Consider the following 24651-nt stretch of genomic DNA (forward strand, 5'->3'; position numbering starts at 1 on the left):
GCTAGCTGTCGACGTGGACGTGGGGGCGGTCGGCGGGGTTCGGGACGGCGCGGCGGATGATTTCGCGGGTTACCGGGGCGACCTCGCCCTCGCCGACGAAGAGGAACTTCAGGAGGTTGACCAGCGGGTTGCCTTCTGTCCATTCGAAATACACGTGCGGTTCCAAGCCGGTGCGGTCGCGGATGGCGAGCAGGATGGCGGCGATGGAGTTGGGGATGGCGGTGGCTTCGACGCTGAGGATGCGGTAGCCCTCGAGGTCGAGTCCGGTGACGCGCAGGTCGGTGCTGAAGTCGGAGGCGTCGCGGACGATGACCTCGAGGAACAGGATCGGGGCATCCGCCGGGATATGGCTCTCCAGGCGTTGATCGGCTTCCTTCTCCCGGTACTCCTCGGGCCTGCGCTGGTCGATGTCGTGGGTGACGATGCGGATCATGCCCTCGGCCGCGGCCTGGTCGATCATGCGGGCGGCGGTTTCGTCGAAAGTCACCTCGATGGCACGCAATTCGAAGGAGCGCCGGGCGCGCGATACGAAAGACATGACGATGATCGTCAAGATGAACAGCGATGCCAGCTGCACGCCCTCGGGTCGTTCGAAGATATTGGTGATGGTCGTGTAGACGAAGACCGCCGAGATCGCGCCGAAGCCGATTACCTTGTTGCGCTCACCCTTCCGCGCGGCCGATAACGTCACCGCGACCGCCGCGGAGGTGATGAGCACGAGCACACCGGTCGCATACGCACCGCCCTGCGCGTCGACATCGGCGTTGAAGTACCAGGTGATACCGAACGCGATCACCGCGAACACGAGCACCAGTGGCCGCACGGCACGCGCCCACTCCGGCGCCATGCCGTACCGGGGTAGGTAGCGCGGCACCAGATTCAACAGCCCCGCCATGGCCGACGCGCCCGCGAACCAGAGGATCGCGATGGTGCTCACGTCGTACACCGTGCCGAACATATCGCCGAGGTATTCGTGCGCCAACCAGGCCAGCGCGCGACCGTTCGCGGACCCACCCGCTTCGAACTCCCGCTCCGGAATCAGCACGACCGTGATGAAGCTGGTCACGATGAGGAAGCTGCTCATAATCAGGGCGGAGGTGGTCAACAGTTTGCGCGTCCCGGCGATGCGAGCGGTCGGGTTCTCCTCGGAATCCCCTGGCGCACCCTTGATTTGCGGCATCACGGCGACACCGGTCTCGAATCCGGACAAGCCGAGCGCCAGCTTCGGGAAAACCAGCAGCGAGACGCCGATCATCGCCGCGACGTTGCCGTGCTCGGCAGTCAGCACATGCGTCCAGTCGACGACCAGATCACCCGCGGTGAGCACGTGATACAAACCGACAACGGCGACAACCACATTCAGCGAGAGGTATGCACCGACCAACGCGACCGCGATCTTGATGGCCTCGGCGAAACCCTTCAGGAAGATCGCCGCGAGCAATGCCAGCAGGACGAGTGTGATGAGCAGGTTGTGATCGTGCAGACCCGCAGGCACATAAGGGTTTTCCACGATGTGAGCGGCACCGTCGGCGGCCGAGAGCGTCATGGTGATGACGAAATCGGTTGCCGCGAAACCGAGCAGCACCAGAATGAAGATCTTGCCGGTCCACCGCGGTAGGTGTTCGGTGAACATGGCCAGCGAACCGCCGCCGTGCGGACTCTCCCGCGCCACCCGCCGATACACCGGTAGCGCACCGAACAGCGTCAGCGCGACGAGCACCAGCGTGGCCAGCGGCGACAGCACACCGGCCGCGACCGCCGCGATACCCGGCTGATAGCCGAGGGTCGAGAAGTAGTCGACACCGGTCAGGCACATCACCTGCCACCAGGACCGCTCGTGTTCGGCATCACCCGGCTTGCGCATGGGGCCCGCATGCTGCGAATACCGCTCATCGGTCGCGCCCTGTAGCAGCCAGGCCGAAAAGGGTGAGCGCGTGCGCTCGTCGGTTGTGGTCACGATATCCCTTGCGAGGTTTGTCCGGTGCCGGATTGTCGCCGACCCGGGCAAATCTACGGGAAACACCAGACGGATAACGACGCCCTGAAGCATCACCACTCAGCGAAGGAACCGTCCTTGCGGTGCCAGATCGGGTTTCGCCAGCGGTGGCCCTGTTCGGCGGCACGAGTCACCGCAGCTTCGTCGATCTGGATGCCGAGGCCGGGGGCTTGGAGCAGGTCGACATAGCCGTCGCGGTAGGCGAAGACCGTCGGGTCGGCGAGGTAGTCGAGCAAGTCCGAGCCGGTGTTGTAGTGGATGCCGAGGCTTTGCTCCTGGATGAGCAGGTTGGGGGTGGCGAAGCCGACCTGGAGGCTGGCGGCGAGGGCGATGGGGCCGAGGGGGCAGTGTGGGGCGAGGGCGATATCGCGGGCCTCGGCGAGGGCGGCGATGCGGCGGACCTCGGAGATGCCACCCGCGTGCGAGAGATCGGGTTGGACGACGGCGATGCCCTGATCGAGCACCGCATTGAAATCCCAACGCGAATAGAGACGTTCACCGGTGGCGATGGGAATGCCTGTCGCGCGGGTGATCTCGCCGATCTGGCTGCTGCACTCCGGGACGAGCGGTTCCTCGACGAAGAACGGCAGATACGGTTCGAGTAGCGGCAGCACCCGCCGCGCCATCGGAATGGACAGGCGGCCATGGAAATCGACGGCGATATCGAAATCGTCGCCGGTTGCCTCGCGCACCGCCGCGACTCGATCGACAATGCCCCGGGTGGCGCGCGGGGTATCGATCAGCTCCAGTTCGGCGGAGCCGTTCATCTTGATCGCGGTGAAGCCCTGTTCTTTTCGCTCTACCGCCGCCCGCGCGACATCGTCGGGTCGATCACCACCGATCCAGCTGTATACCCGGACACGATCGCGCACCGCACCGCCGAGCAACTGCCAAACCGGTACGCCCAGCGCCTTTCCGGTGATATCCCACAGCGCCTGGTCGATGCCCGCGACCGCACTCGACAGGATCGGTCCGCCCCGATAGAAGCCGCCCTTGGTGAGCACCTGCCAGTGCGCTTCGATACTCATCGGGTCCTTGCCGACGAGGTAGTCGGCCAGTTCGTCGACCGCGGCGGCGACGGTGTGGGCGCGGCCCTCGAGCACCGGTTCACCCCAGCCGGTGATGCCCTCGTCGGTCTCGATCTTCAGGAAGCACCAGCGCGGTGCGACCAGGTAGGTGGTGAGTGCGGTGATCTTCACCGGGACTCCTTTCGCACGCTCCAGCCGCCGTCGACGACCAGGTTGGCACCGGTTATGAAGGATGCGTCGTCGGAGGCGAGGAAGGCGATCGCGGCCGCGACCTCCTCGGGTGCGCCCATCCGGTCCAGGGCGGTGGCCTGGGCGGATAGCCGTCGACCTGCCTCGTCGACGTCGTCCCATACCGGGGTGAGGATCGGGCCGGGCAGTACGGCATTGACCCGCACGTGAGAGCGCCCGTACTCCACGGCCAGTTGCCGGACCAATGCGGTCAACCCGCCCTTGGCGGCGGCATAGACCGGATATCCGGCTAGGCCGAATTGGGCGTGCACGCTGGAGACCGCGACCACATTGCCGCTGCGGTTGCGCAGATCGTCGATGAAGGTGTGCAGGCCGAGGAACAGCGGGGTCAGGTTGACCGCGAGGCCGTCATCCCATGCCTGCCTCGTCAATTCGTGCGCCGGGATCGTGGCCTGCCGGGATGCGTTGCTGCACAGGAAGTCCAGTGGTCCATACAACTCGTTCACGCTGTTCCGCAGCTCGATCCAGGAGTCCTCCGATGACACATCGCACCGGACGAATTCGGCTCGATGACCGGCCGCACGGATCTTGGAGGCGACCTCGCGCCCACTCGTCTCGGCGATATCGGCGATGACGACCGCGGCACCATCGGCGGCGAGCCGATGTGCGGTGGCCGCACCGATGCCGGATGCGCCCCCGGTGACGACCGCGACCCGGTCTGCCAGACGACTCATGCTGTTCCCTTCATCGGTTGATGTCGGCGCCGGTGAGCAGGCCGAGTTCGTGCCGGAACGGCAGACCAGCCCAGTCACCGGGTACGGATACGGCGAATGCGCCGCAGGCGGCGGCCAATTGCAGGCTGTGCCTCGGGGACCCGTCGTCGAGCACACCGGCGAGGTAGCCCGCGACGAACGCATCGCCCGCACCGACCGGGTCGACGCTGCGGATTTCGACCGCAGGCTGCGGTATCAGCTCGCCGTTGTGCAGTGCGAGCGCGCCTTCGGATCCGAGTTTGATCACGACTTGCGAAGGACCCAGTGCGGCAAGCGATTCCGCCATCGCGGCGGGGGCGGCGGCTGGTACCAGGATGGCCGCTTCGTCGGTACCGGCGAAGACGATATCGGCGCGCGACACCAGCTTCGAAAGTTCCACGGCCGCATCTGATTCCGACCACAATGCGCGGCGGTAATTGATGTCGAGAGACACGATCGCCCCGGCGTCGACAGCGGCGTCGAGTGCCGTGTGGACTGCGTCCCGGGCGGATGGGCTCAGTGCCGGGGTGATGCCGGTGAGATGCAGCACCCGTGCGGCGGCGATCCGGTCGGTGTCGATATCGGCGGGCGACAGTCGAGAGCCCGCGAAACCCTTGCGGTAGTAAGTGACTCGCATGTGGGCGGCGGTTCGTCGCTCGCGCAGGATCAGACCGCTCGGCAGTTCTGGATCGATTCGGCACCGCGAGATGTCGACCTGTTCGGCGCGCAGTCGGTCGAGCACCATGGTGCCGACGGCATCGGCACCGACGCTGCCCACCCATGCGCTCTCGTGACCCAGCCTGCGGACGCCGATGGCGACCGTCGCTTCCGCACCCGCGAAATCCATCCGCATTGCCGCACCGGGAGCCAATGGACCGGGGTCAGTGGCGGCTACGACACCGAGTGCTTCGCCCAGAGTTATCAATCCGCCTGTCATGGCCGTGGCCTTCGCGCGCTCACGGCCGCAGCATGCGGATTCCGCGAATCAGGGCTGATAGCGGCGTATTTCACACGAATCGCCTCCCGCCCGTGCATCCGGGAAGGGGCAGCGCGCTCAGGTATCCGGTTCGGCCGTCACCATGGTGAGGTCGACCTCGCAGAAGACCCACTGCACGACGATTTCGCCCGATTCGTCGATCTTGATTCTGCAGAACACCGCTTGCGCCTTCCGTACGCGGAGCGTGTTCGAACTCCCACGAAACAGCCCTCATAGCAATGCCTTCCGCACCACGGATGCACGCTCACGCAGCGCATCCAAATCACCGCCGATGCACGCGTCACCGACGAGCGGCGACCCCATACCGAGCGCTCTGGCCCCGGCATCCAAATACGCTCTGGCATCAGCGAGCCCGATGCCGCCGGTCGGCACCAGCGGGATCTCGTTCAACGGACCCCGAATCGCCTTCAGATAGCCGGGACCGCCGACCGAGGCCGGAAAGACTTTCACCATGGTCGCGCCCGCCTGCCACGCACTGTGGATCTCGGTGGGCGTGAACGCGCCGCAGATCACCGGGACACCCATGCGGCGGCCCTCCGCGATCACTTCGGGGCATACCGTCGGGGTAATCAGATATGCCGCGCCCGCATCCACGGCTCGCGCGGCATCGATGGCGGTGAGCACCGTGCCCGCACCGACCGGGTGGGCCGATCCGGCGCAGTCGCGCAATGCGTCCAGTGCCCCCGGCGAGTTGAGCGTGAACTCCACCGCGGTAATGCCCGACTCGTGCAGTACTGCGGCCACCTCGGCGAACCGAGCGGCCGTCGGGGCGCGCAGGATCGCGATTACCGGCGGATCCAGGATCAGGCCGTGGTCGGTCATGGGTTGCTCACCAATCTCGCATCGGAGTAGGTATTCGTCGGAAGACCGGTCACACCCGGTCTACAGGTGAACAGCCGCCCGGCCTCGGGATCGGCGGAACCTTCGGCGGCCGTGGTAATTACGAGAACATCCAGGTCCGGGCCCGCAAAGGCGCAACTGGAGACCTGCGCCGGGCCGACATCGATCACCGCATGCGGCCGACCCGATGGATCGAATGCCCGGACCTGCCCGGCACCCCACACCGCGACCCAGACGAAACCTCGCGCGTCCACAGTCAGTCCATCGGGCAGACCGTCCGGGAATTCCGCGAAGGTGCGCCCACCACTGAAGGTGCCGGTGGCCGAGTCGTAGTCGAATGCCTCGACTCGATGCGTCGGGCTGTCCGCGTAGTACAGAGTGGCGCCGTCCGGGCTCCAGCCGAGTCCGTTGGAGATCGTCACCTGCTGCCGCACGATGCTCAGCTCGCCATCGGGATCGAGTCGATAAAGCGCTGCGGTGCCCTGGATTTCGTCTTCCGACATGGTCCCGGCGAACAGTCTCCCCCACGGGTCTGCCTTGGCATCGTTCATGCGCCGCCGAACACCGTCATCGGGCAGCGATAGCGCCGCGACCTCGGTCATTGTGCCGTCGGCGATATGCAGGAAAGTGTCGACGGCAGTCGCGATCAGCCCGCCAGATGCGCACGGCACCACCGCGCTGACCCGCTTCCCCACCGCCACTGTGGACCGCTGTACGAGGTCGCCGTCGCGCAGTGTCGCGCGATGGATACGGCCCGCCGGAATGTCCACCCACAGCACCTCACCGGTGCGGTCATCCCAGACCGGTCCCTCGCACAACCTCCCCGGCCTCGGCGAGCAGCGGTCGGCTTTCAGTTCGATCATCATTCGCTCCTGACGGGTGCTAGGTCGGCAATCCGACCGCACGTTCCCCGCTGCGTCGCTGCTGAATAACAACCGCCGCCACCAGCAACGAGCCCTGAGCGACGTTCTGCCAGAACGTATTCACACCAACAACATTCAGCCCGTTGTCCAGCGCACCGAGCAGCACGACGGCCAGCAGCGTGCCCCCGATCGTGCCCTTGCCGCCCTTCAGCGCACACCCGCCCAATGCCGCCGCGGTAATCGCCTTCAGCTCGAGTCCCTCACTACCGGAGACCGGCTGCCCTGAGCCGGTCCGCGCGGTCAGGATGATTCCGGCGATCGCCGCCACCGCACCCGCGAGCACGAACACCGCGATCAGGTACTTGTTGATATTGATGCCGGAAAGCCTTGCGGCCGTGTCATTGCCGCCGATGGCATAGATATTGCGGCCGATATCGGTGTACTTCAGCAGCACATGCATACCGATCGCGACCACCGCGAGAATCACCACCGGCACCGGCAGACCCAGGATCTTGCCGCGAGCGATGAAGATGAACACGTCGTCGCCGAGCACGAAACCCTGTGCCTTACCGCCGGATATCAACTGCGCGACGCCCTTGAACGCGGCCAGGGTGGCCAGTGTCGCGATCACCGGATTGACGCGCCCGTAGACGATGATCAGCCCGTTGATCGCCCCGAGCACCAGCCCGACACCGATCGCGGCCAGAATGCCCAACCACGCATTGCCAGAGGTCGCGGTAAATGCCATCGCGCTGATCACCGAGGCGACTCCGGCCTGCGAGCCGACCGAAATATCGAGCGCACCACAGATGATCACGACCGTCTGGACCACGGCGAGCAGACCGAAAACCGTTACCGCTTCACCGATTCCGGCCAGATTCGCCGGATCCAGATAACCGTCGTTGAGCCAGGCGAAGATCGCGACGATCACCACCAGTGCGCCGATGAGGCTGAGGTTGCCGGTGCCGATCGCCTGCACCAGACGACGGGCGGCTGCGCCGGGAGCCGGCACCGAGGGCGCTGCGGTCTCCACCGGAATCGAAAGTTGTTGGTCTGTCATGGGTTTCCTCGCGATGTATGCGACAGGTCGGCGGCCATGGCCAGCGCGAGAATCGCCTCCTCGCTGGCCTCTTCGCGGTCCAGTTCGCCGGTGACCCGGCCGTGCTGCATGACCACGATCCGGTCGGCCAGACCGAGCACTTCGGGTAGCTCCGAGGAGATCACCAGCACCGCGACACCGGATTCGGCCAGTTCCTCGATGACGTGGTAGATCTCGATTTTGGCGCCGACATCGACGCCGCGAGTGGGCTCATCCAGGATGAGCACCTTGGGTTTGCGGGCGAGCCAGCGCGCCAGCACCACCTTCTGCTGATTGCCGCCGGAGAGCTTGCGCACTTCCTGCTCGATGGAAGGTGTTCGCACTCTGAGTGATTCGACATACTGACGCGCGAGCCGCCGCTCTTCGCCGCCCCGGACGAATCGAAACCGCCGTAAGCGGTCGAGCATCGCGAGCGAAATATTGTCGCGCACACCGCGATGCAGCAGCAGGGCTTGCGCCTTGCGCTCCTCCGGCGCGTACCCCATCCCGGCCCGCACCGCGTCCCGCGGTTGCCGCAGACGCAGTTTCTTACCGTCCACCCGCACCTCGCCGGAGCGGATCGGCAGATCACCGGCCAGCGCACCGGCCAGTTCCGAGCGACCCGCGCCGACCAGCCCGGCCAGCGCGACCACCTCACCGGCGCGCACCTGCAGACTCACCTCCGTTACGTCGTCGGTGGTCACCGCATCCGCGTCGAGCACCACCCGGCCCGGCGTATTGTGCTTGCGCGCGAACAACGTCGACAGATCCCGGCCGACCATCATCCGCACGATCTCGCGGTCGGTGGTGTCGGCGGTCGCGCGCTCACCGACGAGCGCGCCATCGCGCAGCACCGCGACCCGATCGGCCAGCCGGAAGATCTCCCGCATCCGATGCGACACATAGATCACCGCGAGGCCCTGCTCACGCAATCGACCGATGAGCGCGAACAGCGATTCGGTCTCATGGTCCGACAGCGACGAGGTCGGCTCGTCGAAGGCGATCACCTTGGCATCGGTGGTCAACGCGCGCATGATCTCCACCAATTGCCGTTGCGCCGCAGTGAGTTTCGATCCGATGGTGTCCGGGTCGAGGTCACGGTCGAAGCCGAGTCGGGTGAGATCGGCGCGCATCCGTTCGCGCAGGGCGGCCCGATCGAGCAGTCGGCCCGAGCGCCGCGGCAGCGATCCGAGATAGACGTTCTCGGCGACGGAAACGTGCGGCACGATCTCCGGCTCCTGGCCGATCACCCGGATTCCGGCCGACCGCGCGTCGGCGGGGGTGGCCAGCTCGAGTCGTACGCCATCCAGCTCGAGCCGGCCACCGTCCGGGCGGTGATCGCCACCGAGGATGCGGATCAGGGTGGATTTACCCGCCCCGTTCTCGCCCATCAGGGCCGTCACCGCACCAGCGGGAAAATCCAGGCTCACTTCGCGCAGGGCCGGCACCCCGGCGAAGCTCTTGCTCAGCCCGGATACCCGCAGTCCGGTCAGCTGCATGTGACGCCCGCCTGCTGCCAGTTGGTCGAGTCGACCATCTTGGTCGGCGCATAGGCTTCGGGCGGCATCTGCTTGCCGTTCTTCAGGTAGTCGTAGATCGTCTGAACCGACAGTGCGCCAACGTCTTTGCCGTTGATGAACAGTGCCGCCTTGAAGCCGGTCGGCTTGCCGCCGCGCCATTCCTTGCAGGCCAGGTAGGCGCCGAGTCCGACGCCGAGCACATTGTCGGCGGAGTATCCGGCGTTCTGGATCGCCGCGACGCCGCCGCTGACGTTCTCGTCGTTGCAGCCCATGACAATCCAGTTCTTCACCGACCGATTGCCCGACACCGTCGCCGAGATCTTGTTCTGCGCGTCCGACGGAGTGTTGTCGGTGCCGACCTCGATCACCTTGACGTCCACACCGGCGGCATCCTTGAAGGCCTTCTGGTTGGCCTTGACCCGGTCGGTGCACACGGTCACGTCCTGTTTCCAGGCGTCGATGATCGCGGTCTCCTCCGGCTTCCATCCGGCCTTCTTGAAGTCCTGACCGGCGCGGGTGCCGACCTCGGTGCCCATTTGAGTGCCGCTGAAGCCGACCCGTGGCACCAGATTGTCCTTCGCGCAGGACGTCGGATCCGGCCCGTTCGTACAGACCTGGTCATCGGAGGTCAGCAGCGCGACACCACCGGCCTTCGCGAGCTGGGCGACCTGCGGGCCGACCGAAGGATCGGGTACCACGACGATCACGCCGCTGGCCTTCTGGTTCACCGCGTTCTGCACCTCGGTGACCGCCTTGTTCGCGTCATTGCCGAGGTTCACCACCTTCAGATCGATGCCCAGTTCCTTGGCCTTGGCCTTGGCGCCTTCGGCCTCGCCGATGAAGTACTCCTGATCACCCTGCTTCTGGGCGTAGACCAGGCTGATCGCCCCGGTGGTGTGCTGCGGTCCGGTCGCCTGCGAATCGTCTTTGCCCGATGAACAGGCCGACGCGGCCAGTGCGAGCGATACCCCGCAGAAAACGGCGCTGGTCCAACGGCTTCGGCGGGTCCAGGACATGGGGTGCTCCTCTGATGCTGCGCCGGGCACTCGGCGTCTTGTAGTGACCTGGGTTACAGTAGGACTTCGGCTAACCGTTGTAAATAGTGTTGTCAGAACTGCTCGGGTAGCGTCTGCGAATATCAATCGGAAGGAGATGGCCCGACCGTGTACCAGCTGACCGCGCGCGACATCCGACGCCGGAATCGGTTCTATGTACTGCAGGCGGTCTATGCCGCCGAGGGCCACACCAGCCGTCAGGAGATCGCCCGCGCCACCGGGCTCTCGTTCGCGACGGTGGGCAACTTGCTCGCCGAACTACTCGATGTGGGGGTGCTCGCCGAACTCGGCTACGACGCACCCGGCATCGGGCGGCCGCGCGCACAGCTGGCGATCAATCCCGCGCGCGGCACCCTGGTCGGGGTCGATATCGCCGAAACCAGCATTCATTTCGACCTTTTCGACCTGGCGATGACGGTGCTGCGGTCGGTGGAGATTCCGGTCGACCCGGCGGCCACCCGGCCCGAGGATGTCACCGAGCTGATCGTTCGCGGCATCGGCGAGCTGACCGCCGACGACGCGGAGCGGGTACTCGGCGTCGGATTGAGCGTGCCGGGACTGGTGGAACCCGAGGGCGGTGTTTCGGTGTTCTCGCCGTACTGGGACTGGCACGACGTGTCGTTGAAATCGCTGCTGCAACCGCGGGTGCCGCATCCGCTGTATCTCGACAATCCGCTGAAAGCCAGTACGGCAGCGCATCTTTGGTTCGGCGCGGGCCGGGATGTGGACGATCTGATCGTGGTCACGCTACGCGCCGGAGTGGGCATCGGCGTCGTCATCGATGGCGCGCTCTATCGCGGCGTGACCAACAGTGCGGGCGAATGGGGCCACACCAACCTCGTCATCGACGGACGCGAATGCCGCTGCGGACGTCACGGCTGCGTCGAGGCATATGTGAGCGCGCGCGGCATCGTGCAGACCCTGCGCGAAATCGCACCGGCCAGCCCGCTACTCGCCGCCGACGATGCCGCCACCGTCGGGGCCATAGGCGCCAGCGACGACCCCATCGCGAACGAGGTCATCGAAAAGACCGGCAATTACCTGGGTGTCGCCGTCGCGAACCTGGTGAACCTCTTCAACCCCCGCACCATGGTCTTCGGCGACCTCGTCGCGAACGTCCTCGGCGACCGCCTCCTCGACGCAACCCGCCGCGTAGCCGCCCACCACGCCATGTCCGACCCCTTCACCGCAGTAACCCTGCAGCTGTGCACCCTCCCCCACAACCCCGTCAGCCTCGGCGCCGCCACCTTCGCCCTCGAAGGCTTCCTCGCCGACCGCGAAACCTTCGGCTCCATAGCCGCCCGCCGCGCCATCCGCTCCACTACCTAGCTCGTTGGCACGAGTTCGCGGCGATCCGGGTCGAGCGCCGCGAAGCGGCCCGCCGCCGTCGAGGCAAGGTGACTATGGCGTAATGCCGTCGAATTGCATGACCCAGTAAGGGTTGTTCGTGGTGGTGTTCCATTGCGAGACATACAGGGTCACGTCGGTAGGCGAGGCGGAGCGGGGGTGGATGTAGCCGCCGTAGAGCTGAGGGAAGGAGCGGACCCAGAACTGCCACCACGGAACGGAACCCTGGATCTGTGGTCTCGGGGCGGTCCACACCCGGTCGATTGCCGGTGCCGTGCGGGTGGAGATGCAGTAACCGCCGACGTCGAAGTAGGACATGACCCACGTTCCGGCAATGTTTTTCACACTCAACTCCCCGATGGGCCCCGCCCCCGCGAACAACGGGGTGGGTGTCGGGTTGCCCCACTGCCAGGTCGAGCCGTTGTAGCCCCAATACTCGTAGTCGGCGCGGGCGGCGATCTGCCGCCACGGCACGCGCATCAGGATCGGTCCGTTCCGATTGTGGATGCGGCCCCATTCCTTGGATACGACATACAGGTAGCCGTCGCCGTTGTTGTTCCCGATGCCGGCGAAGGACTGCATCATGAACGGGCTCCAGCCGGCGTAGCCGTCGCTGCCGTCGTTGGGCCACACGGTCGCGTAATCCGTCCACGTGACGGCGTCGTCGTCGGAGTACGCGAGCCCGCAGAACAGCGCCCCGTACCGGTCGTTGGACGCCTTCCAGTCGTGAACGCTGGTGTAGGTCAACCATGTTCGCCCGTTCGGGTCGACGAAGGCGTCATTGGGAATCCGGGTGACCTCGAACCCGTAGCCGTTGTCGGCGTCGTGGGTGTAGGTGAGGGCCTGTGTTGCCTGCGCCCCGCCGGGGGTCGCGGTGAAGGTGGTGGTGGCATCCGGAAGGTTGGAGCTGAACAGCAGGATCGGCGAGCCCAGCCAGGTGCCGGAGCCTTGGCTGTCACCTGTGAAAGTGTCGCCGAAGACGAATCCGGACCGGCCCGGCTGGAAATGGCTCCGGTCATATGGGATCCCGAGGTCGGCGCCGCCCACCCCGAACTGCTTCGCCGTACTCCCGGCGTACCCGGTGATCGCGGTGCCCCAATGGTTCGACATAGGTTCTCGATTCGGGCTCAGACGGCAGCGGCGAGGACGAATCGGGTCCACGCCGCGGCTCGGTTGGCGTTCTCGGTCCAGACCTGCCGGGTGGTGAGGTCGATGGCGTAGACACAGCCCTCGCGGGCCCCGCCGTTGAAGGTGGCGAACCATGCGGTCGGTCCGGCTTGCGGTGTGCCGCAGGCTGGTACGACGTCGAATGGCCCTTCCGGGAACGTGATCTCGGCGACGGTGGCAGCGGTGAGGGCAGCCAGGGTGCCGCCCGCAGCGGCGGCGGTCGCCGCCGCCTGTACCTCTGGCACGCAATCGGTGATCACGAAAAAGCGGCCGTTCGTGCTGGCGATTGTCGGCATGCGAATACTCCCTCGGAGGGACTATCGGATGGGTGGCTGGAAGCCGTCGATATCGAGCTTCTGTCCGATTGCCGCGATCGCGTCGACGAGGGACCAGCCGCCGAGTTGCGGCCAGCCGCTGCCTTGTACACCCCGCATCTGAATCCACTCGTCGCGGATGCGGCCGTCGAGGTCACGCGGCAGCGGGACCTGGGTCGGCCCCGGCGGCGGCTCGAACCCGGGAAGCCCGAGAGTCTGCCCCACGGTGGCGACACCGTCGACGAGGGTGTGACCGGCCAACTGCGGCCAGCCGTTGCCGCCGATACCCATGAATTGAATCCACATATCGGTCACCGGATCCGGCGCGACGACTCCGACACCGACCTGATTGGCGAAGTCCTCCGGCGAGAATCCGTCGGCGGAGTTCATATCGCAGTTCCCGAACGGCGAGGCGCCCTCGGGCAGGCCACCGCCATATCCCTGGCCGTCGGTGTACTGATGTGCGATCTGACCGGGCAGATCGGGGTTGCTGCCGTAGCCGGCGCCGATCATATTGAGCCCATCCGGGCGTACCGGCCACATGCTGTCGAAATCGGGCCGGTTCGCATAGCCGATGACCCGGCGGGTGGAGCCCAGCCAGTCGGCCAGCCGCCAATAGGCGCGGTTGATACCGTCGGACTGGTCCCCGCCGGGATTGCCGCCCGATTCCACATCGATCATGGAGATCATCTTCGGATGCGGACCGCCCGCCTGGCCGACCATGCTCCGGTGGGTGTCCACCGTGTCGAGCCAGTTCGGCCGCCAATAGAAATAGACGATGAAGCAGGCTATTCGCCCGGCGTCCGCGGCTCGAGCAGCCCAGGCATAGTTCGTGTAGAAGTTGTGGTCCCGGTAGGTCCCGTCGTTGGAACGGCACGAAAAGATCTGATACGGATAGGAATCATCGACCGGAACTTGGAACTCGGACACATCGGCGAAAAGGGAATCAACCATAATCCCCTCCAAGAGGTCGACCGGCCCTCGAACGGACCGGATCTGGGTGGTTGCTACCAATTCTCCAGGGCCGCAGCCGGTCACGTCATCGATAACGTACTTCTCGTGACCACGTCGTAATCGGTGCCGCCGCAACAAAACCCGTCGCCGCTCGAGCTACCCGCCACCAGCGCCCGCCACGACGGCGCGGACCCTCAGCTGCGTCGTAGTCAACTGCCCGTTACCGCACGCTGTCGCAGCGCGCTCGAGATACGCCGATGCGGTGTTGTCGGGCGGGTAGATCCGCAGCCCCGGCACCGCCACCGGCTGACATTGCTCGAGTGGAATGTTGTGCACGTTGACCGCGAATACCAGCGCCGACGCCTGGCCGCCGGGAACCAACTGGACCGGACCGGGCGAGGTGCCCTCGCGCGCGGCGGGCGCACCGACGGGTGCGCTATCGGGACCGGTGGTATAGGAGACACCCGGGAAACCTTCGAGTACACACGGACCGGACCCGTTGTTGGTGAACACGATCGGAAAGGCGACAGTTCCGGCAGCCGCGGTTTCCGGTCCGAGACCAGTCGCCAGATCGGATGTTCGACATTGCGGTGCAACGGCATTCGAATCGCGCGCTGGCACCGGGGCGGCCAACGATCCCGAAACCACATCCAGCGCCGGGCCCGCGCTGTTGCTCGCCGGATCCGGCGCCGCGGGTTCGGAACCGCAACCGCTGAGGGTCGCGACCGTAGCCGCGGTGAGCAGCCACCACGCCATCCGCCATCTCCTCACAACAACTCACGGTACTCCGCGTGCGGGCCGATGTGCAGCGGAAATGCAATCACCACAACCGGATACGCCACGAACGAAGACCCCGCCCGGGGTGAGGAACCGGGCGGGGTCGGGTGTCCCCCAACGAACGCCGTTGGGTTCTTCTTCGCTATCTACTTCGCCGGCGGAAACGGCGGCTGGTTGATAGTGGAGAAGTACTGGATGGCAGCGCCGATGGCCACCGGGGCGGTGATCAGGATCTGGCCCGCGAGGGTGCCGAGGGCGCCGATCGCGACGATGCCGCCGAGGCAGCCGACGGCTGCGGCCGGGATGAAGGCGCCGAAGAGGCCGATGATGGCGGCCGAGGCGACGGTCGCACCGGCGATACCGCCCAGGACGCAACCGATGGCGCCGCCGCTGATGCCACCGACCAGGGTGCCGAGGGTGGCGCCCATGGTGATGGTGCTGGTCATGCGGGACCAGGCGGCCTGCTCACGGTCGTAGTCGGTCTTCCACGGCGCCTTGTCCTCGAACGGCAGCGCGACCGGCTTGTAGGCCGCGTGCGCGATGTCGAACTGCGGGGTGAGGGTGGCCGAGTGGTCGGCGATATCGGCCACGATCGGGAATTCGAAGTCGTCGACGCGGAACTTCAGCGGCATACCGGTGAGCACGGTGCCGTTGCTCGCCTTGATCTTGAAGACGTTGTCCTCGATGACCATGGAGCCGCCATCGGTCTTGACAATGGACTGGGTGTCGGTGGCGTAGGCCGTGAATCCGACCGCTTCGTCACTGTCGGGCTGGGCGCCGGCGGTACCGGCGGCGATGCCGACTGCGGCGACCAATCCGGCGGCCACCGCAACGATTTTCCTCATCCTTACTTCTTTCCTCTCGATTTTCGGGGAGGTCGGGCGCGCGAGCGCGCCGCATGCCGGTCGCCGATAGCGCCGACAGCTCAGGGTTCGCCGGTCACAGGTCGAGGACGAGCACGTCCGATCTGGCCCGCGAAACGCACAGCATCATGGTGTTGCCGCAGGCCTGCTCCTCGGCGGTGAGCACCGAGTCGCGGTGGTCGATTTCGCCTGCGAGCACGGCGGTTTCGCAACTGCCGCAGGTGCCTTCGCGGCAGGAGGTGATGATGCCGATACCGGCGGCGGCGAGCACATCGGCAATGGACTCGTCCGCGCCGATGTGGACAGTTGTTCCACTGCTTGCCAATTGGACCTCGAACGAGCCCCGCGGCGCGGTAACCGTTCGCGGCACGAAGCGTTCTACGAAAACAGCCGAATCATGTAGAGCCCCTTCGGCTTCCACGACTGCGAGCAGTGGTTCGGGCCCGCAGCAGTAGATCGCGGAATCCGGGTGTTCGGCGACGATGTCGGCGATGGGCAGCAGTCCGTGCTCGTCCTGCGGCAGCAGTCGTGCGTGCGGGTGGCGAACGATCTCCTCGGCGAAGGCCATATGCGCCAGGGTCCGTCCGCCGTAGTACAGCTCCCACTCAGCGCCGGCGGCCTGCGCGGCGGCCACCATCGGCAGGATCGGCGTGATTCCGATACCACCCGCGATGAACACGTAACTTGCCCGCTCGACGAGCTCGAAATTATTGCGGGGAGCCGAAATACGCAGCTCCGAGTCCACCAGCGCCGTCCGGGACAGATACTCGGACCCACCGCGCCCGTCGGGCTCGCGCAATATCGCGATCCGCCAGTGCAGCCGATCCGCCGGATCACCGCAGAGCGAGTACTGCCGCACCCCGGCGGCGTCGACGGCCACGTCGATATGTGCGCCCGGCTCCCACGACGGCAGTTGACCGCCCGCAACCGGGGTCAGCTCGAGTGAGAACACACCCTCGGCCTCGTCACGGCGGGCCGACACCCGTACCGGAATGTCCGTCATCTGGTCCCCTCGGCTATCTCGTCTTCGCGACTACCGTCGCCGAGAGACCGCCGATCCGCACCGGACGAATGCGCAGTCGATTCGCACAATCGACGTTGACTATCGACCCGACTCAGACGCCGCCCGCCCACCGAAACTGACGCCATGACCACTGTGGCGCATTTGGTGGACAAGACCACCCAGTTCATACGTGACCAGGTAATTCCGGTGGAACGCGAGGTCGTTGTCGACGGGCGCGTAATGGACGACGCGCTGCGGCTCGAATTACAGAAGAAGGCGAAAGAGGCGGGCGTATTCGGCCCGCTGTCCGCCCCGGAGTACGGCGGACTCGGCCTGGACACCCGGGCCCAGGCGCGGGTGCTGGAAGCGGCGGGAGCCAGTCTGCTCGGACCGATCGCGGTGAACGCCTGGGCGCCCGACGACGGAAACATCCACCTGCTCGCCCACGTCGCCAATGCCGAGCAGCAGCAGCGCTATCTGGCGCCGCTGGCCGCCGGCGAGGTGCGTTCGGCCATCGCGATGACCGAACCAGCACCGGGCGCGGGATCCGATCCCGGCATGCTGCAGACCGTCGCCGAGGAGACCGACGACGGCTGGATCATCAACGGCGCCAAGCATTTCACCACCGGCGCCCAGGGTGCGGCGTTCACCATCTGTGTCGCGCAGACCGGTGACGGACCCACCATGTTCCTGGTGGACCAGGACAATCCGGGCCTGAAGGTCGGTCGCCGGATGCCGACGCTCGACCATTCCAGCGCGCCGGGCGGCCACTGCGAGATCGCCTTCGTCGACTGCGCGGTACCGGATTCCGCCGTGCTGGGCGCGGTCGGTCAGGGACTAGTACTGGCTCAGGTCCGGCTCGCGCCCTCGCGTCTGGTGTTCTGCATGAATTGGCTCGGGCTGGCTGTGCGTGCGCACCACCTCGCCATCGAACACATCAGCACCCGAAAGGCTTTCGGTGTGCCGATCGCCGATCACGGTCTGGCACAGGGTCTCGTCGCCGATAGCGAGATCGATATCGCCGCGGCCCGTGGCGTGATCCGCACGGCGGCCGAGACCATCGACGAGCAGGGGCCGACATCCGCACAGGCGCGCCACGATGCATCGATCGCGAAAACCTTTGTCTCCGAGGCAGTCTGGCGAGTGCTCGACCGGGCGGTGCAGCTGCACGGCGGACTCGGTGTCAGCGAGGACTATCTGGTCGCCCGGTTCCTGGTGGAGGCCAGGGCCTTCCGCATCTATGAGGGGCCATCCGAGGTGCTGCGCTGGTCCATCGCCCGTCGCGCACTGCGCAATCGCTGAAGGAGACAACAATGACAACGCGTGAAATCGTCGGATTCGCCGCCGCGTATCCCGAACTCGATTGCGATGCGGTCGATTACGAATATCTGCGGGCGGTATCGCAGGATATGGTGCCGTTCGGACGACACGTCGGCACTCTGATCACCGAGATCTCGCCGGAACGCGCGGTCGTGGAAATTCCCGCCGTCGATACCGTGCGCAACCACATGGGCACCGTGCACGCCGGTGCGTTGTTCACCGCCGCCGATATCGGTGGCGCGGCGGCCTTCGTCGGCGCGGCTGCCACTCGCCTGAACACCGTCGAGCGACTGGTGCTGCGCGCGGGCACAGCGTCCTATCGCAAACCGGCGGTCGGGCGGATCCGCGCCATCGCCACCGTCGACCAGCGGGAACTCGCCGAGGTACTGGCCGCCACCGCCTCGAACCGGTTCGAATTGTCCGGCAAGGCGCTGCTGCTCGACGACGCCGATGTTGTCGTCGCGAAATTCACCTTCGACTACGTCTGCGATATCGCGATCATGGAGGCCGACCAGTGACCAGCACGGCACCCCAGAAAAGTTCGGGATTCCAAGCCTTGGAGTCGACCACGGTATCGACCGCCGATGGCGTCGAGTTCACCGTCCGCTTCCTGCCCGCCAAGAAGGCCGATGCGCCGGTAGTGCTGATCCTGCCCGCCATGGCGATGAAGGCGAAGAACTATCTGGCCCTCGCCAAAGAGCTGAACGCCCAGGGGCTTTCGGTCGCCACCTGCGATCTGCGCGCGCACGGTGAGGCGAAGCCGGAATTCGGGCTGCACAGCGATTTCGGCTATCGCGAGATGTTGGAAATCGATCTGCCCGCGATAGTTTCCGCGGTGCGCACACGCTTTCCAGAGGCACCGATCCACCTGTTCGGGCACAGCCTCGGCGGCCAGCTCGCGCTGCTGTTCGCCGCCGCCGAACCCGATCGGGTCGCCGGAGTGACCGTCATCGGGACCGGCACCGTGTTCTGGTGGGCGTTCGGACCGCGCCGCTGGTTCGAGGCACTGAGCCAGATCCAGTGGATCGGCTTGGTATCGCGCTGGAAGGGGCACTGGCCCGGCGGCGTGCTGATCCCCGCACCGATGCCCGGCCGCGTGATGCGGGACTGGTCGATGCACTCGCTGACCAGCTACTACCGACCCAAAGGTACAGCGCGGCAATACAACACGCTGCTGCGCGAGATGACACTGCCGGTGCTGGTCATCTCGCTGTCCGAGGATGTGCTCGGCCCGAAGTCCAATGTCGACTTCCTGGTCTCCCGGATGCCGAACGCCCGGGTCACCCAGTGGCACATCGACGAGAATGCGCCGGTCGACCACCGTGACCACTTCCAGTGGGTCAAGGATGCACCGGCGATCGCGGCCCGGGTGGCGACCTGGGTCGTCGCGGGCGAGCTGCCGGTCTAGGAGATCTGGTGGCACGACTGCGCATCGAGCAGGTATCCAAGCACTTCGGCACCACCTATGCGGTGCGGGAGGTGAGCCTGGATATCGCCGACGGTGAGTTCATGGTGTTGCTCGGACCGAGCGGCTGCGGCAAATCCACCCTGCTGCGGATGATCGCGGGTCTGGAGGACCCGACCGGCGGCCGGATCCTATTGGACGACACCGATATCACCCATCGGGCACCGCAGCAGCGCGACCTGGCAATGGTGTTCCAGAGTTACGCGCTGTATCCGCATCTGACGGTGGCGAATAACATCGGCTTTCCATTGCGGGCGCGGCGCACACCGCGCGCGAAAATCGCGGCCCGGGTCGCGGAGGTGGCGGCAGCGCTCGGGTTGGACGAGTTGTTGCGCCGCAAGCCCGCCGCCTTGTCCGGTGGGCAGCGACAACGAGTTGCCTTGGCCCGCGCCATGGTTCGCGATCCCGGCGCGTTCCTGATGGACGAACCGTTGTCCAATCTGGATGCGAAATTGCGCAGCGCCACCCGGGCCGAACTGATTTCGCTGCATCGCGGGTTGGGAGCGACGTTCCTCTACGTCACCCACGACCAGGTCGAGGCAATGACCATGGCGGACCGGATCGCACTGCTCAATGACGGTCAGGTGGAGCAGGTCGGCACGCCGACCGAACTCTACGACCGGCCCCGCTCGACCTTCGTCGCCGGATTCCTCGGTGCGCCGCCGATGAATCTGTTCCCCGCGACCGTGACCCAGCGCGACGGCCGCCTGTTCCTGGTGGCCGATGGCATCGACACCGAATTGGCCATAACCGCAGTGGATTTCGATGCCGACATCGAGGTCGTCGCCGGAATCCGCCCCGAACAACTGCGCATCGACTCGACTGACCCCGCCATCCGCGGCCACGTGACGATGGTCGAGAACCTGGGCAGTGAGGAACTGATCCACTTCAGCACCGGCGAGCAGACGCTGTGCGCCCGCGCACCGCGCCCGGCCGGCGTGCGCGCCGACGAACCGATCGGGCTGCGCGTCGATCCCGCACACCTGCACCTGTTCCACCCCGAATCCGGACTGCGCCTGACTTGGCAAGAGCCGCACCAGGATTCGGTTACCGATAGCGCCGTAGTCGCCGTCGCCTGATTCGTAACAACCACCCTTCATCGATGAGGAGAACCACCGTGAAACGCACCGTGCCCGTACTGGGCCTGGTGTTCGCAACCACCGTCGCGCTCAGCGCCTGCGGCGGCCTCGGGAGCACCACCACCGACTCGAATGCCGACACCGCCCAGATCCCGGAACTGAAGCCGGATCAGCAGGTGTCCATCGTGTTCGAGTCCTACAACTACGGACTCGCCGGCGCGTGGACCGACACCTTCAACGCGCTGATCGCCGATTTCGGCAAGAAGTACCCGAATATCAAGGTGACCGCGCAGAAGCCGCAGGGCAATAGCCCGAACCCGGCCACCGACACCATCTCCAGCATTCAGAACCAGATGGTCGCGGGCACCCCGCCGGATGTCGCGCAGCTCGGCTTCAGCGATCTGGACTACACCATCCACCAGCTCGGCGCCAAGCCGCTGGACACGCTGGTTTCCAAGCAGGAAGTGCAGCACAACTTCGACGGCGCCAAATACCCGTACGCCCCGAAGGCCCGCACGCTCGCGGACTGGGATGGCCACACCTACGGTGTTCCGTTCGTATTCTCCACGCCCGTCCTGTATTTCAACGCCGCGCTGTTCAACGAGGCCGGACTCGATCCGGCCAAGCCGCCGGCCACCTGGCAGCAGGTCTCCGATGCGGCCGCCGCGATTTCTGGCAAGACCGGTAAGGGCGGTGTGTACATCGACTGCCTGACCAAGACCGCCAAGGACTGGTGCTTCCAGTCGATGGTGCGCTCCAACGGCGGCCGGGTCATCTCCGAGGACCGCAAGACGCTATCGTTCGCGGACGCGCCCGCGGTCGAGGTCACCCAGATGAGCAAGCAGCTGGTCGATTCGGGCAGTATGCCGAAGTTCAACCAGAAGCAGGGTTATGAGGCGTTCGCCCGCGGTGAGATCGGCATGATCCTGGAGACCAGTGCGATCCAGGGCACCTTCGTCACCGGCGCCAAGGACAAGTGGGATCTGCGCGCGGCACCCATGCCGAGCTTCGGCAGCAAGCCGACCGTGCCGACGAATTCCGGTGCGTCGCTGCACATTCTGTCCAACGACCCGGCCAAGCAGCGGGCGTCGTGGGAGCTCATCAAGTTCCTCACCAGTGAGGAGGCGTACACGAAGATCTCGCAGGGCATCGGGTATCTGCCGCTGCGTACCGGTTTGATGGACGATCCGAACGGGCTGAAGACCTGGTCGGAGCAGAATCCCCTGCTGAAGCCGAATGTCGCGCAGCTGGCGAATATGGAGCCGTGGATCTCCATGCCGGGCACCAACTATCTGCAGGTCCGTGACGGCATGATGGACGCGGTCGAGTCGATCGTGTTCCAGGGCAAGGATCCCCAGCCCACCTTGACCACCGCCCGGGATCAGGGCGCCAAACTCCTGCCCGCGTCATGAGCACGGTGACCGTCGTTCAGCTGACCGATACCCACATCCGGGCCACCGGGGAACGGGTACACGGCATGATCGACACCTACGCCAACCTCACCCACGCGCTACAGCAGCTGCGTGCCTCGCAGCAGCGCATCGACGCGCTGGTGTTATCGGGGGATCTCACCGATAACGGGTCGCCGGAGGCATATCGGCGGCTGCGCGATGCGGTGGAGCCGGTAGCCGCCGAACTCGGCGCGCAGACGGTGTACACGATGGGCAATCACGACGAGCGCACGGCGTTCGGCATCGAGTTGCTCGGCCTAAATTCGGTCGACCCGGACGCCACCCATGACCAGGTGTTCGACATCGCCGGACTCCGGATCATCGCACTGGACAGCAGCACACCGCGCAGGCACGACGGGCGGCTCGAGCCCGAACAGCTGGATTGGCTGACCGATCAGCTGCGCGAACCCGCACCGCACGGCACACTGCTGGTGCTGCACCATCCGCCGATTCCGTCGCCGGTGGCCGCGACCGAATATCTGCGGCTCGAGCAGCCGGAGTTACTCGAGGAAGTGCTTGCGGGATCGGATGTGCGACTGATCATCTGCGGGCACAACCACCTGACCGGCGCGGCCGCGCTCGGCGGTATTCCGGTGTGGATCGGGCCCGCGCTGGCATACCGAATCGACACGATCGCACCGCTCGGGCGGCACCGGGGCCTGAACGGATTCGGTTACAGCCGGATCGATCTGCTCGGTACGACACTGGTGGCCACCGCGATCGAGGCGACACCCGCCGAAACCGTCTACGACCGGGCCGAATCGGATGTGCTCGAGCAGTTGGCCGCACTGGCCGCCGAGGCGAGGTAGATGTTCGTCGTCGAAATACCCACTGCGGCACCGGATATCGCGCCGGTGCCGCAGACCCGCCGCCTCGCCCGGTTCCGCCGGGCGGGGCGGTTCGTGGTGCCCTACCTTTATCTCGCACCCGCGCTGTTCCTGCTCGTCGTGTGGATCTATCGGCCGCTGGTGCAGGCATTCGAATTGTCCACCTACTCGTGGAATCTCCTGCCGACCTCGCCGATGAAGCCCGTCGGTACGGGCAATTACGAGCGGCTGGTGGAACTTCCGGCGTTCTGGGATTCGGTCGGGCGCACGGGGGTGCTGATTCTGGGCATGCTTCCGTTCACCGTTGTGCTGCCGGTGTTGATTGCGTTGGCCAGCAGGCGGGTGCAGGGCCGGACCATCTATCACGCCTTCATATTCGTGCCATTCCTGGTGGCTCCTGTTGCGGCAGCGGCGGTTTGGCGGTGGCTGTTGCATCCCGGCAGTGGCTTCGTCGACCAGGTGCTCGGCTCGAATCGCAACTGGGTATACGACGCGGGAACCGCGCACGCCGTCATCATCGGAATCACCGGCTGGCAGCTGCTCGGTTTCGCGGTGCTGGTGGTATGGGCCGGATTGGCCGGTATCAGCGGCGATTATGACGAAGCCGCCCAGGTGGACGGCGCTAGTTCGGGACAGATCCGGCGCTGGATAACCCTGCCGCTGCTCTCCCCCACGCTGCTGTTCCTGGTGCTGACCACCGTACTGCTCAGTCCCACACTGACCTTTCCGCTCATCGACTCGATGACGCAGGGCGGGCCCGCACAGGCCACCACAAATATCTATTACCTGCTGTGGGACTACGCCTTCCACAGCTTCGATGCCGGACTCAGCGCGGCGGCCGGTGTGCTGCTGTTCGCCGGATTCGGTGTGATCGCCGGGATTCTGGTGTGGATCTCGGAAAGGGTTGCCTTCCATGATGATTGACCGTCTGCGGACCGCGAGCAGCCATCTGCTGCTCGCGGTCACCGCCGTGGTGTGCATATTCCCGATCTATTGGCTGTTCGCCACCTCGCTGCGGCGCCCCGAGGATGTCACCTCGCTCTCGCCCTTCCCCTGGCCGATCTCCTTCGCCAACTACACCGATGCCGCCGAAAAGGTCGATGTAGTCGGCTTGATCGGCAATACCTTCTTCGTGGCAGCACTGTCCGCGGCCGGACAATTGCTGGTGGCGTTGCTCGCCTCCTACGCGTTCGCGATGTACACCTTCCCGTTCCAGCGGATCCTGTACCTCGCGTTCGTCGGCACCTGGCTGGTTCCGTTCCAGGTGACGATGCTGCCGAACTACGTGCTGCTCACCCGGCTCGGGCTGGTCAACTCCCTGATCGGCGTGGTCCTGCCGACCCTGTGCTCGGCACTCGCGGTATTGCTACTGCGTCAGCACATGGCCGGCTTCCCCAAGGAACTCGTCGCTGCCGCCAAAATCGACGGCCGCTCTTCCTGGTCCATCCTCTGGACCGTCGTCGTCCCCAACCTCCGCCCCGCCCTCGCCGCCCTGGCCATCCTGCTGTTCATCAACGCCTGGAACGAATACTTCTGGCCCGCAGTCGTTCTCCGCCAATCCAACAGCGTGCTCCAGTTGGGGTTGCGCAGTTTCATGGGCACCGAGGGTGATCAGTGGGGGCCGATGATGGCGCTGGCCAGCCTGGCTTGCCTTCCGGTGTTGCTGATGTATCTCCTGCTGCAACGGCACATCGTGAATGCGTTCGTGCGGTCGGGGTTGAAGTAGCGCAGCGACCGCAGCTGGATAGCTGCCTCGAAAGATCCGG

At 65.7% G+C, this 24651-nt stretch carries 24 protein-coding genes; 9 read left to right on the forward strand and 15 right to left on the reverse strand.

From position 1 onward, the window contains the following. Window position 1: 1 nt before the first annotated feature. The 9 genes from ACZ60G_RS03115 to ACZ60G_RS03155 form a co-directional block, all read right to left on the reverse strand. A complete protein-coding gene (locus ACZ60G_RS03115; protein ID WP_465807612.1) occupies window positions 2-1864 on the reverse strand; it encodes an APC family permease in 1863 nt (620 codons plus the stop codon). Between the two features lie 185 nt (window positions 1865-2049). Continuing rightward, window positions 2050-3195, reverse strand: coding sequence for a galactonate dehydratase (dgoD, locus tag ACZ60G_RS03120; RefSeq protein WP_465806814.1), 1146 nt, complete (start codon window positions 3193-3195; stop codon window positions 2050-2052). Continuing rightward, window positions 3192-3947, reverse strand: coding sequence for an SDR family NAD(P)-dependent oxidoreductase (locus ACZ60G_RS03125; protein ID WP_465806816.1), 756 nt, complete (start codon window positions 3945-3947; stop codon window positions 3192-3194). The genes dgoD and ACZ60G_RS03125 overlap by 4 nt, the downstream gene beginning before the upstream one ends. 10 nt (window positions 3948-3957) lie before the next feature. Then, the gene (locus ACZ60G_RS03130; protein WP_465806818.1) at window positions 3958-4902 is read right to left on the reverse strand and encodes a sugar kinase; all 945 of its coding nucleotides are present in this window, start codon (window positions 4900-4902) and stop codon (window positions 3958-3960) included. 270 nt (window positions 4903-5172) lie between these two features. Continuing rightward, window positions 5173-5784: a bifunctional 4-hydroxy-2-oxoglutarate aldolase/2-dehydro-3-deoxy-phosphogluconate aldolase gene (locus ACZ60G_RS03135; RefSeq protein ID WP_465806819.1), complete on the reverse strand. Its 612-nt coding sequence runs from the start codon at window positions 5782-5784 to the stop codon at window positions 5173-5175. Continuing rightward, a complete protein-coding gene (locus ACZ60G_RS03140; protein ID WP_465806821.1) occupies window positions 5781-6665 on the reverse strand; it encodes an SMP-30/gluconolactonase/LRE family protein in 885 nt (294 codons plus the stop codon). The genes ACZ60G_RS03135 and ACZ60G_RS03140 overlap by 4 nt, the downstream gene beginning before the upstream one ends. A gap of 19 nt (window positions 6666-6684) precedes the next feature. Further along, the gene (locus ACZ60G_RS03145) at window positions 6685-7725 is read right to left on the reverse strand and encodes an ABC transporter permease (protein WP_465806823.1); all 1041 of its coding nucleotides are present in this window, start codon (window positions 7723-7725) and stop codon (window positions 6685-6687) included. Then, window positions 7722-9242, reverse strand: a complete 1521-nt coding sequence (locus ACZ60G_RS03150) for a sugar ABC transporter ATP-binding protein (protein ID WP_465806825.1) — start codon at window positions 9240-9242, stop codon at window positions 7722-7724. The genes ACZ60G_RS03145 and ACZ60G_RS03150 overlap by 4 nt, the downstream gene beginning before the upstream one ends. Then, a complete protein-coding gene (locus ACZ60G_RS03155) occupies window positions 9233-10279 on the reverse strand; it encodes a substrate-binding domain-containing protein (protein WP_465806827.1) in 1047 nt (348 codons plus the stop codon). Before ACZ60G_RS03155 ends, ACZ60G_RS03150 begins: the two co-directional genes overlap by 10 nt. Window positions 10280-10426: 147 nt before the next feature. Here ACZ60G_RS03155 and ACZ60G_RS03160 point away from each other — a divergent pair, with 147 nt between their 5' ends. After that, window positions 10427-11647 (forward strand): ROK family protein, encoded by a 1221-nt coding sequence (locus ACZ60G_RS03160; RefSeq protein ID WP_465806829.1) that lies wholly within the window; start codon window positions 10427-10429, stop codon window positions 11645-11647. Window positions 11648-11719: 72 nt separating this feature from the next. Here the strand turns inward: ACZ60G_RS03160 and ACZ60G_RS03165 are convergent, their stop codons facing one another. The 6 genes from ACZ60G_RS03165 to ACZ60G_RS03190 all read right to left on the reverse strand — a co-directional run bounded on the left by ACZ60G_RS03165 (window position 11720) and on the right by ACZ60G_RS03190 (window position 16743). After that, complete coding sequence (locus ACZ60G_RS03165; RefSeq protein ID WP_465806830.1) at window positions 11720-12775, reverse strand: DUF4185 domain-containing protein; 1056 nt, start codon at window positions 12773-12775, stop codon at window positions 11720-11722. 17 nt (window positions 12776-12792) lie between these two features. Further along, entirely contained in the window at window positions 12793-13128 is a 336-nt protein-coding gene (locus tag ACZ60G_RS03170) for a hypothetical protein (RefSeq protein ID WP_465806832.1), read from the reverse strand. A gap of 21 nt (window positions 13129-13149) precedes the next feature. Continuing rightward, complete coding sequence (locus ACZ60G_RS03175) at window positions 13150-14100, reverse strand: hypothetical protein (RefSeq protein ID WP_465806833.1); 951 nt, start codon at window positions 14098-14100, stop codon at window positions 13150-13152. A 156-nt stretch (window positions 14101-14256) separates the two neighbouring features. Next, window positions 14257-14856 (reverse strand): DUF4232 domain-containing protein, encoded by a 600-nt coding sequence (locus ACZ60G_RS03180; RefSeq protein WP_465806835.1) that lies wholly within the window; start codon window positions 14854-14856, stop codon window positions 14257-14259. 167 nt (window positions 14857-15023) lie between these two features. Continuing rightward, on the reverse strand, window positions 15024-15722 hold the full coding sequence (locus ACZ60G_RS03185; RefSeq protein WP_465806837.1) for a DUF8020 domain-containing protein: 699 nt from the start codon (window positions 15720-15722) through the stop codon (window positions 15024-15026). A 94-nt stretch (window positions 15723-15816) separates the two neighbouring features. Further along, on the reverse strand, window positions 15817-16743 hold the full coding sequence (locus ACZ60G_RS03190; RefSeq protein WP_465806839.1) for a PDR/VanB family oxidoreductase: 927 nt from the start codon (window positions 16741-16743) through the stop codon (window positions 15817-15819). A gap of 144 nt (window positions 16744-16887) precedes the next feature. Here ACZ60G_RS03190 and ACZ60G_RS03195 point away from each other — a divergent pair, with 144 nt between their 5' ends. The 8 genes from ACZ60G_RS03195 to ACZ60G_RS03230 are packed head-to-tail and all read left to right on the forward strand — an operon-like array spanning window position 16888 to window position 24611. Then, the gene (locus tag ACZ60G_RS03195) at window positions 16888-18045 is read left to right on the forward strand and encodes an acyl-CoA dehydrogenase family protein (protein ID WP_465806841.1); all 1158 of its coding nucleotides are present in this window, start codon (window positions 16888-16890) and stop codon (window positions 18043-18045) included. An 11-nt stretch (window positions 18046-18056) separates the two neighbouring features. Beyond that, window positions 18057-18581, forward strand: coding sequence for a YiiD C-terminal domain-containing protein (locus tag ACZ60G_RS03200; RefSeq protein WP_465806842.1), 525 nt, complete (start codon window positions 18057-18059; stop codon window positions 18579-18581). Next, the gene (locus ACZ60G_RS03205; protein ID WP_465806844.1) at window positions 18578-19471 is read left to right on the forward strand and encodes an alpha/beta hydrolase family protein; all 894 of its coding nucleotides are present in this window, start codon (window positions 18578-18580) and stop codon (window positions 19469-19471) included. The genes ACZ60G_RS03200 and ACZ60G_RS03205 overlap by 4 nt, the downstream gene beginning before the upstream one ends. 8 nt (window positions 19472-19479) lie before the next feature. Then, window positions 19480-20607, forward strand: a complete 1128-nt coding sequence (locus ACZ60G_RS03210; RefSeq protein ID WP_465806845.1) for an ABC transporter ATP-binding protein — start codon at window positions 19480-19482, stop codon at window positions 20605-20607. 23 nt (window positions 20608-20630) lie between these two features. Continuing rightward, window positions 20631-22019, forward strand: a complete 1389-nt coding sequence (locus ACZ60G_RS03215) for an ABC transporter substrate-binding protein (RefSeq protein WP_465806847.1) — start codon at window positions 20631-20633, stop codon at window positions 22017-22019. Next, a complete protein-coding gene (locus tag ACZ60G_RS03220) occupies window positions 22016-22867 on the forward strand; it encodes a metallophosphoesterase (protein WP_465806848.1) in 852 nt (283 codons plus the stop codon). Before ACZ60G_RS03215 ends, ACZ60G_RS03220 begins: the two co-directional genes overlap by 4 nt. Next, window positions 22868-23809, forward strand: a complete 942-nt coding sequence (locus ACZ60G_RS03225) for a carbohydrate ABC transporter permease (protein WP_465806850.1) — start codon at window positions 22868-22870, stop codon at window positions 23807-23809. It begins immediately after the preceding gene. After that, on the forward strand, window positions 23799-24611 hold the full coding sequence (locus ACZ60G_RS03230; RefSeq protein ID WP_433622830.1) for a carbohydrate ABC transporter permease: 813 nt from the start codon (window positions 23799-23801) through the stop codon (window positions 24609-24611). The genes ACZ60G_RS03225 and ACZ60G_RS03230 overlap by 11 nt, the downstream gene beginning before the upstream one ends. Window positions 24612-24651 lie beyond the last annotated feature (40 nt).

The sequence above is a fragment of the Nocardia sp. NPDC102475 genome (assembly GCF_055584605.1).